Source organism: Methylobacter sp. Wu1 (assembly GCF_036553575.1).
In the GTDB taxonomy this organism is placed as follows: Bacteria; Pseudomonadota; Gammaproteobacteria; order Methylococcales; family Methylomonadaceae; genus Methylobacter.
In genome coordinates, this window is sequence record NZ_JAZHOC010000030.1 from 1 (window position 1) to 12,436 (window position 12,436).

Consider the following 12,436-nt stretch of genomic DNA (forward strand, 5'->3'; position numbering starts at 1 on the left):
CCCATTTATTTAGGCTTTTTTGAATTTGTGCATAACGCCAGAAAACGCGGTAAAGCGTTATTAAGTTCACTGTTGGAACTGATTATCAGCTAACTCCCCGGAATCCATTATGAGCCAAAAAAATTTACCTTTTACTAAGCGGCTGGGCTAAAATAGCGCGCCTTACAACACATCAATATGATGAATACGCCGGCCCAAAGCTTTTTTCAAACCCTATCCGCCCCGGCGCCAATCCGACCGTAAGCAACCTCAAGTTTTAGATATTTGCAAGACTATTCACAACAGAGCGACGCTCAACTGATCAGGATTTAATGAATTTCAGCGACGTTATGATACCGATAGTGCAAGAAAAACCAACCCTGTTTGACAGATTGACTGCCGAGGCAAGCCTCCGCCCGATGGTTGGATTAGTAGCGATTCTAGTGCTACTGCTGCATTTATTGGTCATTGTCTGGCTATTACAGCCGGATGAACCCGACAGCCCGAAAAAACCGCCTAAGATAATGGAAGTGGCTTTGCTTTCCGCGCCAAGCCCCAAACCCGCAGTCGCGCCCCTTTCTCCGCCAAAACCGGCGCCGCCCAAGCCAAAGCCGGTCGAACCCAAAAAAATTCAGCCGAAAAAGCCGCCTGTCAAACAATCAGTCAAAAAGAAGACGCCGGAAGTCAGCAAGCCTGTGGCGCTTCCAAAACCACAGCCTATTGTCGAGCAACCGCTCCCGGCGCCGCCATCGTTTTCTGATTCGGCACAAAAAGCGGAAACGCCTGCACCGGCGACTCCCCAGCCGACCATTAATCAGTCGAGCAAGCCTGCTGAGAAAACCGGAGCGGCAAAAGCCGATACCAAAACAGTCGTTTCGGGCATCATGCCGCTCGTGCGCGTTCCGCCTAAGTACCCTACGCGCGCGGCGAATCGGCATATTGAAGGCTGGGTTAAAATCGAATTCACCATCACGACGGAAGGGACTGTATCGGATGCCGTCGTTGTCGGGGCCGAGCCCACCGATATTTTCGACGATGCGGCGATGGATGCCATCAAAAAATGGCAATTTAAAGAAAAACTGGTCAATGGCGTAGCGGTTGCGCAACGCGCGGTGCAAATACTTAAATTTAAATTATCGAAGTGATGGGCTTGAACGCCTTGTATTCATGCAATCCCGTTATTTTTACTTTGAATGACTCAAGAAGGAGAAGATCTTAATGCTTCATCACATATCCCCTACCGTTATTGTCGATGGGACTTTCTATGTTCTATTGGCGTTTTCGGTAGCAACCTGGACGCTTATTATCTTTAAATCCTGGCAATTCTGGAAAAACAGCGCCTGGAATCGGCTTTTCAACAGCGCGTTTTGGGCCTCTGCCACACTGGCTGAGGCAGAGGCTTTGCCTGCAAGCGCATTCAGAGGACCGCAAGCGCGAATTGCACGCCAAGGCTTGGCATGGCTGGCCGAGAGCCGGCAAGTTTCCGCCAAGAGCCTTAAGTTTCGCGGCACGCCCAGCGAACTACTGGAACAATCTCTTTTCGTTCAAATGCAGGAAGAGCAACATTTGATGGAAAGCGGTTTGACCTTGCTGGCCAGTATCGGCAGCACGGCGCCGTTCGTCGGCCTGTTCGGAACGGTTTTGGGCATTATGCACGCCATGCATCAGATCACCGAAAGCGGTTCGACAAGTCTCGATGTCGTAGCCGGCCCTATTGGCGATGCCCTTGTCGCCACGGCTATCGGTATTGCCGTCGCCGTACCGGCCGTGCTGGCTTACAACTTTTTCCTGCGCCGCGTCAAATTGCAGCGCGCCGGCTTGGAAAATTTCGTGACCAGCTTCATGCACGCCGCATTAAGCGCAGATGCTCAAAACAAGGAATAGCAATGGCCTTTAAAACGCAATCCGAAAACGAAGATGCCATGAGCGAAATCAACGTCACGCCGCTCGTTGACGTCATGCTGGTTTTGGTGATAATCCTTCTGGTGACAGCGCCCTTACTGACCCAATCGGTGCATGTGGCGCTGCCGAAAACGGCCGAAACCACAGCGAATGTGGAGGAGCAGCCCTTGCAGCTCGGCATTGATACGCAAGGCGGCATAACGCTCAACAAACAGCCTGTTGCGGACCTGGCCGCCCTGGAAACCATTTTGAAGCAAGAGCTGGAGAAAAATCCCGAAGTGGCACTGCATCTGTATGCCGACCAAGGCGTCATTTACGGAAAAGTCGCCGAAGTCATGGCCACCGTACAGCATGCAGGGCTAACCAAAATAGCGTTTGTGACGGTAGAAAAATAATAGCTGCCGCCGGCCCAAGTTAGGATTAATGCGATATCGGTCTGATAAATGAAACTTCTGAAGCGGGTCTTAAGTCATTTTTTATACAATAACCAATTTTTATAGGTTAAAACTCGGCACTTATGGAATTCCTTGCACAGCTATTAGATTTTTTCATCCATCTCAATGCGCATCTCGCCGATATTCTGGCGCAGTACGGCACCCTGACCTATGCCATATTATTCCTGATTATTTTTTGTGAAACAGGCTTGGTCGTCATGCCCCTGCTGCCGGGCGATTCGCTGCTGTTTGCCGTTGGCGCTCTGGGAGCCAGCACCGGACAACTCGATGTCTATCTTTTGATCGCGCTTTTAATCGTTGCAGCGCTGGCTGGCGATAACCTTAACTATGTCATCGGCAAGTTTTTCGGCACGAAAGTCAAAGCGCGCGAAAAAATTGGCTTTTTCAAACGGGAATATATCGAACAGACCGAAACCTATTATGAAAAACACGGCGGCAGAACCGTGATCATTGCCCGGTTCATACCGATTATTCGAACCGTCGCGCCTTTCGTGGCGGGCGCAGGCAATATGCGTTATCCGCGCTACATCATTTTTTGCATCACTGGCGCCTGTTTATGGGTGGGCGGACTCATTACGCTGGGCTATCAGTTCGGCAATCTTGAACTGGTCAAGAAGAATTTCGAGCTGGTCGTTTTAGGCATTATCGCCGTCTCATTTCTGCCTGTGGCGCATCACGCCTGGCAGGGCATGCGGGCAAAAAATCAATAAAGCGCAGCAACAGGTTCAGCAAATATAAAAAAGGCTGGAGAGTATCCAGCCTTTTTTGTTTTTAGTGCAGCAATCCCTGCAATAATCCGTTCAGCTTATGGACAAAAGCGGCCGGATCGTCCAGCTGCCCGCCTTCGCTCAAGATGGCCTGGTCAAAGAGGATATGGGCCAGATCCGCAAACCTCGCATCATCCTGTTCTTCTTTTAGGCGCGCTACCAGCGGGTGTGTCGGATTGATCTCGAAGATGGGCTTTTTGCCAAAGCCCATGGATTGGCCGGCTTCCTTCATGATGCGCTCCATATTCAGACTCATGCCGTAAATATCGGAAACCAGACAAGCGGGCGATTCGGTCAGACGATGGCTTAAGCGCACTTCGCTGACTTTATCGGCCAGTACGTCCTTGATTTGGTTCAGTACCGATTCAAAGTCCTTATTGACTTCTTCCTGCTCTTGTTTATCGGCTTCGTCTTCAAGCTTGCCTAAATCCAGCTCGCCTTTGGCAACGGATTGCAAATGCTTGCCGTCGAATTCGCCCAGGTGCGAGACGAGCCATTCATCGATACGGTCGGATAACAGCAGCACCTCAATGCCCTTCTTGCGGAAAATTTCCAGATGCGGGCTGTTTTTAGCCGCGGAGTAGCTGTCCGCCGTGACATAGTAGATTTTTTCCTGGCCTTCCTTCATGCGGCTCACATAATCTTCCAATGTGACCGTCTGTTTACTGTTGTCGGTATGCGTCGAAGCGAAACGCAGCAGTTTGGCAATGCGGTCTTTATTGGCATGATCTTCTATTGGACCTTCTTTCATGACAGCGCCGAACTCGGACCAGAACTTCTCGTATTTTTCCGGCTCGTTTTTAGCCATGCCTTCCAGCATGCCCAGCACTTTTTTGACGGAGCCCGATTTGATGTTGCTGATATTCTTGCTTTGCTGCAGGATTTCGCGTGACACGTTCAGCGGCAACGAGTTGGCGTCAATGATACCGCGGATAAAACGCAGATAACGCGGCATCAACTGTTCAGCGTCATCAGTGATGAAGACTTTGCGAATGTACAGTTTTACGCCGTGCTTGGCTTCTCTATCCCACATATCGAATGGCGCATGCGATGGCACATAGAGCAACAGCGTGTATTCGTTGGAGCCTTCCACCTTGCTGTGAACATAAGCCATCGGATCCTGATAATCGTGGGCGACATGCTTATAAAACTCATTATAATCGTTTTCGGAAATCTCCTGGCGGGCTTTGGTCCATAAAGCCGAGGCGCTGTTGATAGTCTCTTCTTCAGGCGCAGCAGGCTTTTCTTCCTCGCCTTCCTCACCCATAGAAGGCATAGACTCTTTGTCCATGACAATAGGCAAGGAAATGTGATCGGAAAACTTTCTGACGATGGATCGGATGCGATAGCCGTCCAGGAATTCGCTTTCCGATTCTTTCAGATGCAAGACGATTTCAGTGCCGCGTTTGGGTTTCTCTACCGACTCGATGGTGTAATCGCCTTCGCCGACCGATTCCCAACGAACGCCTTCATTAACCGGCGCACCGGCTTTACGCGTCGTCAGCGTCACTTTGTCGGCGACAATAAAAGCGGAATAGAAACCAACGCCGAACTGGCCTATCAGCTCGCTGTCTTTGGCTTGATCGCCTGTTAAAGCTTCAAAAAACTGCTTGGTGCCGGATTTTGCGATTGTGCCGATATGCTCCTGCACTTCCGCACGGGTCATGCCGATGCCGTTATCGATAATCGTAATGGTGCGTTTGTCCTTGTCATATTCGAGGCGGATCTTCAGATCGCTGTCGCCTTCATACAGGCTGTCATTGGACAACGCCAGAAAACGCAATTTATCTGCCGCATCGGACGCGTTTGAAATCAGCTCGCGCAGGAAGATCTCCTTGTTGCTGTACAAGGAATGGATCATCAAATGCAAGAGATGCTTAACTTCGGTTTCAAACCCTAGGGTTTCTTTCTTTGCTTCAACAGTCATCTTTATTATTCCTGATAATGAAAAATGGGATGACTGCGAATATTGGGGCGCATTTATTTTTTTCAAGCCCCTGCCGCATGATATTGATGGCTATGTGATTTTTGTATTGTAGATAGCCAATGACAGCCGTCTGGACGATGCCAGGTTCAGACTGTATCAGCCATAACCGGGGTTGATGCAAATACCAGGCAGATAGTCCGCAGCGTTTCCCACTCGTCGCCTTTCTGCTGACCTTTAATTTGCCGGTCGGCCTTGGCGCTTAACAGCAATACGCTATTCAAATCCTGCTCGCTAAGCCTGTTCAACGCATGGCTGACCAGCTGTTTACGCTTATCCCAGATCTGATTGTTTTTAAATACCAGCTCTCTGTTTTGTCCCTGGGCTATCGCTCTTTTCATCTTGATCAATGTTCTGACTTCGCGCGTGAGAGCCCATAAGATTACCGGCGCTGCAATGCCTTCTGCCTGCAAGCCTGATAGCACTTTGAAAATGCGCTTCATGCTGGCTCCCAGCACGCAATCGATCAACTTGAACACATCGTATCGGGAACTATCGGCTACGACATCGAGAATCTGCTGATCGCTCAAATGCCCAGGACCATACAGTACATAGAGTTTTTCTATTTCCTGAGCGGCGGCAAGCAGGTTGCCTTCAATCCTGGACGCGAGTATTTTCAGCCCTTCCGGATCAGTACTGAGTCCGCGCCGCTGCATTCTTTGCTGCAACCACCGGATTAAATCCTGTCCATCCAGGGGCCAGACCTGAATGACTGCCCCGGCCTTCTCCAGAGCCTGTAACCAGCGCGTCTTTAATGCGGCACTGGCCAGCTTGCCGGCCGTAATGAGCAAAACCGTATCGGCCGGCAAGCGTTCACAATAAGCGGTCAGCGCTTTCGAGCCTTCAGTTCCCGGAGCGCCGGAAGGCAGCCTTAAATCGATGATTTTCTTGTCTGAAAAAATGGAGTATGAATCGGCAGCCGCCGTCAAATCATTCCATTCAAACCCCGTTTCGACCGAAAAGACCTCGCGCGTCAAAAAACCAGCCTGTCTTGCGGCTTCTCTGACGGCATCGGCCAGTTCACCAAGTTGTAACGGCTCGTCGCCGCTAATAAAGTAAACAGGCGCCAAGCCCTTTTGAAGCTCGGCGCCTAACTGCTCGGGTTTTAAACGCATGTTATTTGGCGTTCGCCTCCAGTACAATCCGCGCACGATCGACTATCGTACGCACGGCCTGTTGATACATTTCATTACGGATCACGGCTTCTTCATTATCCTTAGCCATAATATCCTGCTGATCATTGAAGTAGTCACGCCTTATTTCGACTAGCTGCCTCTTCATCAGCACGGACTTGCCTGAACCTAGCACTTCATATTCCAACCGGTAAAGCAATTCAAATTCTTCAGCCTTACCTTTGGCATCCAACGACAATGCCCTCCGATTAAGATCCTCGCCGAATATCCTGATGGTCATGCCGGCTCCTTCCGGTGAGTTGGCAAGCTTGCCAGCAGAGGATTTCAATGTGCGCTTGAATTGTTCCCGTAACTGCGCTGAACCGCCATCCAGATAAACATTTCTCATGCCCGATGGCAAATCAAGCGCGCCGCGCAAATGGTAACCGCACGCGCTCAATAACAAGGCCATAATGAAGATGGCCGATTTTTTCATCAATAAATACATCTCTTAAACTACAATATTAACCAGCTTTTTAGGCACGACAATGACCTTTTTGACCGGTTTGTCTTCTATAAAACGCTTAACACTTTCATCAGCCAGCGCCATGGCTTCCATTTCCTCTTTAGAAGCGCTGGTTGAAACGGAAATTTTACTGCGCAATTTACCGTTCACCTGGATCACCAACTCTAACGAATCCAGTTCCAAAGCCGTTACATCAACTTCAGGCCATGATTCGCTGACAACCGCTTGCTGATGCCCCAAATCCAGCCACAACTGATGACAGATATGCGGCACGATCGGCGATAACATCAATACAACCGCATCCAATGCTTCCTGACGGACCGCTTTGCCATTTTCGGAGTCATCATTGAATCTGGACAGTGCGTTAACCAGCTCCATATTGGCGGCAATGGCTGTATTAAAGGTATAGCGCCTGCCAAGATCATCCGATACTTTTTGAATGGTCTGATGCAACTGGCGACGGATAGCCTGCTGATCTTCGGTCAATGCCTGTTTGTCCACTTTTTGGGTCGAGCCGCCGGCATTGATATGTAAATAAGCCTGCTTCCAGAGCCGCTTAAGAAAACGGAATGCTCCTTCGACACCGCTGTCGGACCATTCCAAGGATTGCTCGGGAGGCGCTGCGAACATAATGAACAAACGCACCGTATCGGCGCCGTATTGATCAATCAAGGCTTGCGGATCGACTGTGTTGCCTTTGGATTTGGACATTTTACTGCCATCCTTCAGCACCATGCCTTGCGTCAACAATTTTTTGAACGGTTCATCACAAACCAGCAGACCTTCATCGCGGAGCAGCTTGGTATAAAAACGCGCGTATAACAGATGCAAAATCGCATGTTCGATACCGCCGATATATTGGTCGACCGGCAGCCAGTATTTGGCGTTTTCATCGAGCATGCTGTTGGTACTGCCGCTGCTGGCGAAGCGGGCAAAATACCATGAGGATTCCATGAACGTATCGAAAGTATCAGTTTCGCGGCGCGCTTCTTTTCCGCAAGCCGGGCAATTCACATGGGAAAATGTCGGATGCGTCACCAAGGGGGATTGTGAACCATCAAGCACTACATCACGCGGCAATTCCACTGGCAGATCCTGCTCAGGCACTGGCACCGTACCGCAATCATCGCAATAGATAACCGGAATCGGCGCGCCCCAGTAACGCTGGCGAGAAACGCCCCAATCGCGCAGGCGGAAATTGGTTTTACGCTGTCCTTTGCCAGCTTTTTCCAGTGTTTCTGCAATCGCAACAAAGGCTTGCTCCGATGTTAAGCCGTCGAACTCGCCCGAGTTACACAATACGCCTTTAGAGGTATAAGCCTGCTCTGAGCAATCATCATTTTCACCGTCTTTGGCAAAAATTACCTGTTTAATTGCAATGCCGTATTTTTTGGCAAACTCAAAATCGCGCTGATCATGCGCAGGCACAGACATGACCGCTCCGGTGCCGTACCCCATCAGCACGAAATTGGCAATCCAGACCGGAACCTGCTCGCCGGTTATCGGATGGATGGCTTTGATACCTGAATCCACACCGCGCTTCTCCATGGTCTCCATGGCGGCTTCGGACGTTTCCATCACTTTGCACTCGTTAATGAATGCCATGAGCTCAGACTTGTTTTCGGCGGCTTTCTGCGCCAACGGATGCTCGGCCGCGACAGCCAGATAGGTAACGCCCATCAGGGTATCAGGCCGGGTCGTATAAATCCTTAAAGGCTGCTCCATACTTGCCACCTGAAAATCCATTTCCACACCTTCGGAACGGCCAATCCAATTAGCCTGCATGGTTTTGACCTGTTCCGGCCAGCCATCCAATGTTTCCAAAGATTGCAGTAATTCATCGGCATAGTCCGTGATCTTCAAGAACCACTGTGCGATTTCTTTTCTTTCTACCGGAGTATCGCAACGCCAGCAACAACCGTCGATGACTTGTTCATTGGCCAGCACGGTCATGTCATGCGGACACCAGTTGACCGGTGCGGTCTTTTTATAGACCAGGCCTTTTTCCAGCAACTTAATGAAGAACCATTGTTCCCAACGATAATAAGACGGATCACAGGTCGCTATCTCTCGGTTCCAATCATAGCCGAAGCCCAATCGCTTAAGCTGATCGCGCATGTAATCGATATTGTCATACGTCCAGTCGGCGGGATGAACGCCATGCTTCATGGCCGCATTTTCCGCTGGTAGACCGAATGCGTCCCAGCCCATAGGCTGCATGACATTCTTGCCCAGCATGCGTTGATACCGGCTGATCACATCGCCAATCGTATAGTTACGAACATGCCCCATGTGGAGCTTGCCGCTGGGATAGGGGAACATGGATAAGCAATAATACTTTTCCTGACTCGAAGACTCAGACACGTTGAACACGCCCGACTCTTCCCAGGCTTTTTGTACCTCTTGCTCAATAACTAACGGCTTATAATTTTCTTGCATCCTTCTCGTCTTTTACCAGTCAAAAGCGTTAGAATACCGCACAGTTGCTTAAATCTAAAGCGCCTTTTTCAGGAGTTGAACCATGAATAAAAATAAATTTATCGCCGCCTATAACGAGTTCATGAAACATTTGCATGAAACCATGGATGAGACCATCCATTCGTTAGCAGACGCATTGGAAATTTCAAAAGAAAAAACCAGAAAATCCACCGATTTGACCGAAGATGAAATCGATCAAGTATCGGGATATGTGAAACGCGATATTGAACATGCCGCGCATGGCCTATCCGAAACAAAAGACACCGAATCACTCTCGGAGTGGTTTAAATTTGATATTGAGCTGATTGAAAACTTCGCGTTGGATGCTTTTTTAGGCCTTGCCGATAAAACCCGTCTTGAACTTGCAAAATTAGGACAATTGGCGGAGCTAAACACTTATCACACCGGCGATATCACTGGGCCAGGAACGTTTGTTTGCGATCAATGCGACAAGCAAATTGCCTTTAAATCGACCAGCGAAATTCCCGAATGCCCAGCCTGTCACGGTAAAACCTTTGTCCGCCTTTGATATTGCCAGTCTAGGCTTTATAATGCGAGTTTTATCTATTTGATTCCATGAGGAATAACAACATGCGCAGGGTCATTTTCAACCAGAAGGGCGGTGTCGGCAAATCTACGATTACCTGCAATTTAGCCGCCATCAGTGCCGTGGAAGGCAAACGTACTTTAGTGATCGATCTGGACGTTCAAGGCAATTCCACCCAATACTTGCTCGGCAAGAAAGTCAGTGACAGCGAAAAAACTATTGCTCACTTTTTTAAAGACAGCTTAAGTCTTGGCCTGTTCGGAGGCAACAATTCCGGACTTGAAAATGTTATTCACGAAACGCCTTTTCCTGATCTGTTCGTTATTCCTTCCCATCCTGATCTTGAGCCCTTGCAAGCTCGCCTGGAATCGCGCTATAAAATTTTCAAATTGAAAGAAGCACTAGAAAAATTGCAGGGTTTTGACGCTATCTATATGGATACGCCCCCCATCCTTAACTTTTACAGTCAATCAGCTTTAATCGCTGCGGATAAGTGCCTGATTCCTTTTGATTGTGACACATTTGCTCGAGAAGCTCTCTATTTACTAATGCAGGCTTTGAGAGAAGTTAAAGCCGACCATAACCAAAATCTTGAAATTGAAGGTATTGTCGTCAACCAATTCCAAAAACAGGCGAATTTGCCGCGTCAATTAGTTGATCAGCTTGTCGAAGAAGGATTACCTGTACTGGCAGCAATGATTTCGCCTTCGATCAAAGTCAGAGAATCGCATACAGAAGCCCGACCATTGATTCATTATGCGCCTAATCATAAATTGACCGAAGAATTCAAAGCATTACACGCAGAAATTCACAACAACTAAATCTCTTTGCTCAGGAGTTGCCCCCGTTTGTTACTCCTGAGTATTTTCAATAAAACGAGGACTGTGTTTACGTGTCATAACAGGTATTCCCTAGCAACCTTCTGGCAGATATTGCTGTATACAACCAAGGTCAAAAGCAAAAGCCCTATTACACCTATAATCACCCTATCTCCGAGTCTAGCATAGGGCGTCATTCCCCCCATAGGAATTATAGTTCCACTGATCGCCGTTGTTTCAAACAAAGGCGCTTGATTGATAATCTTTCCTTGAGGCGACACAATTGCAGTTATTCCCGTGTTTGTTGCCCGCAACAAAAAACGTCCCGTTTCCATTGCCCGCATTCTTGCAATCTGCATATGCTGATGAGGCTCCAATGAGTCCCCAAACCAGGCATCGTTAGTCACATTAACCAGATAAGCTGCTTCCGGCAAGCCTCGAATATTCACATCACTAAAGGCATCCTCATAACAAATTGAAGTTATAAACGTATAGCCTCCTGCTTTTAATAATGGCTGATCTGTTCTTCCAGGTAAAAAATGAGCTAATGGAATATCCAATATGCTTAACATAAACCCTGACAAGGGCTGTAATGGCAAATATTCTCCAAACGGCAATAAATGACTTTTTCTATAAATACCCTCGTTTTTGCCCAAAGTTATAGCCGCATTATACTTTTCATGTCGTAAATTTTCTTTTATGGGGATACTGATAATCAAGTCAGTATCGCTCTTTGCCGCCTCCGTTCTTAGTGGCAATAAAAAAGACTCATTAACTTCGGATAGAAAAGCAGGTACTGCGGTTTCTGGCCAAACAATGACATCCGAATCCCAGTGTTCTTCTGTCAGTGCTTTATATTTTTGCAGAATGCGATTTCTATTCTCTAATTTCCATTTTTGATCCTGAGAAATATTGCCTTGAATTAGAGAAGCCTTGATAGGATTTCCTACATCTTGGGTCCATTTTACAGCCTGCAGCCAACTGCCCATGCCCCATAACACAGCAATAATAGCGATTAATATCACAAGATGTTTTTTATAAAACATCAGAATTACAAAAGTGGATGCAGTAAATGCCAATAAGAAACTGGTGCCATATCCGCCTATAATAGGTATATAACCCGCTAAAGGAGCTTCCAATTGAGAATACGCAACTTGCAGCCATGGAAATCCGTTAAGCACCAGATATCCACGCACATATTCTACAAGCACCCAAATAAATGGAATTGCCCAAAGTCGGAAAATATCAGCATTTGACGGCACTAACTTTACTGAGAAATAACCACATAATGCCGGGAATAATGCCCAAATAATAATAAATAAGCTCGTAAGTATAATCGAGCTCAGCAGATCAGCTCCCCCAAAGTCATGAATACTAATATAGACCCATGATACGCCTATACCAAATAAGCCTAAACCAAATAAATAGCCTCTTAGCAGCGCCCGTCCGGGTGATACATGTTGCCAGGAAGCAAACAGAAAAATCAGTGACAGAAGAGCTAAATAAGCATAGTTAAACGGAGCAAATGATAAAGCCAGTAAAATACCGGCAATCGGCGCACCTAAATCCCAATATTTACTGTTTGAAAAGTACATAAATAAATACTGATCCGAATAATCAATTAATCAGAATAAGCCAATCTGACTTTTTTTAAAATAACCGATTAGAGCAAGCTATCAAATTAATCCAGGGTAAAGGGCCCGGCGAGCCGTGCAGCGGCTCTCAGCCGGGTCCAGCCCTGAACGGGCAGCGGGCAAAAAAAAACCCGGGCCTCTGGGAGGTCCGGGTTTTCGGATAGGCGCTTGGCGATGCCCTACTTTCGCATGGCAAACGGCCACACTATCATCGGCGCTAAGCGGTTTCACTTC

Annotated in this window: 11 protein-coding genes; 6 read left to right on the forward strand and 5 right to left on the reverse strand. The window is 48.0% G+C overall.

Features of this window, described 5'->3' with window-relative positions; all coding sequences use genetic code 11:
- The first annotated feature begins 341 nt into the window (after positions 1-341).
- The 4 genes from V2P20_RS02905 to V2P20_RS02920 all read left to right on the forward strand — a co-directional run bounded on the left by V2P20_RS02905 (position 342) and on the right by V2P20_RS02920 (position 3,046).
- Positions 342-1,124: a TonB family protein gene (locus tag V2P20_RS02905; RefSeq protein ID WP_331815954.1), complete on the forward strand. Its 783-nt coding sequence runs from the start codon at positions 342-344 to the stop codon at positions 1,122-1,124.
- A 73-nt stretch (positions 1,125-1,197) separates the two neighbouring features.
- On the forward strand, positions 1,198-1,863 hold the full coding sequence (locus tag V2P20_RS02910) for a MotA/TolQ/ExbB proton channel family protein (protein WP_331815956.1): 666 nt from the start codon (positions 1,198-1,200) through the stop codon (positions 1,861-1,863).
- Positions 1,864-1,865: 2 nt separating this feature from the next.
- A complete protein-coding gene (locus tag V2P20_RS02915; RefSeq protein WP_331815958.1) occupies positions 1,866-2,276 on the forward strand; it encodes a biopolymer transporter ExbD in 411 nt (136 codons plus the stop codon).
- 122 nt (positions 2,277-2,398) lie between these two features.
- Positions 2,399-3,046 (forward strand): DedA family protein, encoded by a 648-nt coding sequence (locus tag V2P20_RS02920; protein ID WP_331815960.1) that lies wholly within the window; start codon positions 2,399-2,401, stop codon positions 3,044-3,046.
- A gap of 61 nt (positions 3,047-3,107) precedes the next feature.
- On the opposite strand, the gene htpG is transcribed toward V2P20_RS02920, so the two are convergent.
- The 4 genes from htpG to leuS all read right to left on the reverse strand — a co-directional run bounded on the left by htpG (position 3,108) and on the right by leuS (position 9,164).
- Complete coding sequence (gene htpG, locus V2P20_RS02925) at positions 3,108-5,030, reverse strand: molecular chaperone HtpG (protein ID WP_331815962.1); 1,923 nt, start codon at positions 5,028-5,030, stop codon at positions 3,108-3,110.
- A 146-nt stretch (positions 5,031-5,176) separates the two neighbouring features.
- A complete protein-coding gene (gene holA / locus V2P20_RS02930; protein WP_331815964.1) occupies positions 5,177-6,202 on the reverse strand; it encodes a DNA polymerase III subunit delta in 1,026 nt (341 codons plus the stop codon).
- Position 6,203: 1 nt separating this feature from the next.
- On the reverse strand, positions 6,204-6,695 hold the full coding sequence (lptE, locus tag V2P20_RS02935) for an LPS assembly lipoprotein LptE (RefSeq protein ID WP_331815974.1): 492 nt from the start codon (positions 6,693-6,695) through the stop codon (positions 6,204-6,206).
- A gap of 15 nt (positions 6,696-6,710) precedes the next feature.
- A complete protein-coding gene (gene leuS / locus V2P20_RS02940) occupies positions 6,711-9,164 on the reverse strand; it encodes a leucine--tRNA ligase (protein WP_331815966.1) in 2,454 nt (817 codons plus the stop codon).
- Between the two features lie 82 nt (positions 9,165-9,246).
- On the opposite strand from leuS, the gene V2P20_RS02945 reads away from it, so the two are divergent.
- Positions 9,247-9,732, forward strand: coding sequence for a zinc ribbon-containing protein (locus V2P20_RS02945; protein WP_331815968.1), 486 nt, complete (start codon positions 9,247-9,249; stop codon positions 9,730-9,732).
- A gap of 62 nt (positions 9,733-9,794) precedes the next feature.
- A complete protein-coding gene (locus V2P20_RS02950; protein ID WP_331815970.1) occupies positions 9,795-10,571 on the forward strand; it encodes a ParA family protein in 777 nt (258 codons plus the stop codon).
- Positions 10,572-10,645: 74 nt separating this feature from the next.
- On the opposite strand, the gene lnt is transcribed toward V2P20_RS02950, so the two are convergent.
- Positions 10,646-12,163, reverse strand: a complete 1,518-nt coding sequence (lnt, locus tag V2P20_RS02955) for an apolipoprotein N-acyltransferase (protein ID WP_331815972.1) — start codon at positions 12,161-12,163, stop codon at positions 10,646-10,648.
- Between the last annotated feature and the right edge of the window lie 273 nt (positions 12,164-12,436).

What these genes read in the sequence shown, in the direction of transcription:
- V2P20_RS02945 (WP_331815968.1), top strand. Translation starts at nt 9,247, where the DNA reads ATGAATAAAAATAAATTTATCGCCGCCTATAACGAGTTCATGAAACAT.
- lptE (WP_331815974.1), bottom strand. Translation starts at nt 6,695, where the DNA reads ATGAAAAAATCGGCCATCTTCATTATGGCCTTGTTATTGAGCGCGTGC.
- V2P20_RS02910 (WP_331815956.1), top strand. Translation starts at nt 1,198, where the DNA reads ATGCTTCATCACATATCCCCTACCGTTATTGTCGATGGGACTTTCTAT.
- V2P20_RS02920 (WP_331815960.1), top strand. Translation starts at nt 2,399, where the DNA reads ATGGAATTCCTTGCACAGCTATTAGATTTTTTCATCCATCTCAATGCG.
- holA (WP_331815964.1), bottom strand. Translation starts at nt 6,202, where the DNA reads ATGCGTTTAAAACCCGAGCAGTTAGGCGCCGAGCTTCAAAAGGGCTTG.
- htpG (WP_331815962.1), bottom strand. Translation starts at nt 5,030, where the DNA reads ATGACTGTTGAAGCAAAGAAAGAAACCCTAGGGTTTGAAACCGAAGTT.
- lnt (WP_331815972.1), bottom strand. Translation starts at nt 12,163, where the DNA reads ATGTACTTTTCAAACAGTAAATATTGGGATTTAGGTGCGCCGATTGCC.
- V2P20_RS02950 (WP_331815970.1), top strand. Translation starts at nt 9,795, where the DNA reads ATGCGCAGGGTCATTTTCAACCAGAAGGGCGGTGTCGGCAAATCTACG.
- V2P20_RS02915 (WP_331815958.1), top strand. Translation starts at nt 1,866, where the DNA reads ATGGCCTTTAAAACGCAATCCGAAAACGAAGATGCCATGAGCGAAATC.
- leuS (WP_331815966.1), bottom strand. Translation starts at nt 9,164, where the DNA reads ATGCAAGAAAATTATAAGCCGTTAGTTATTGAGCAAGAGGTACAAAAA.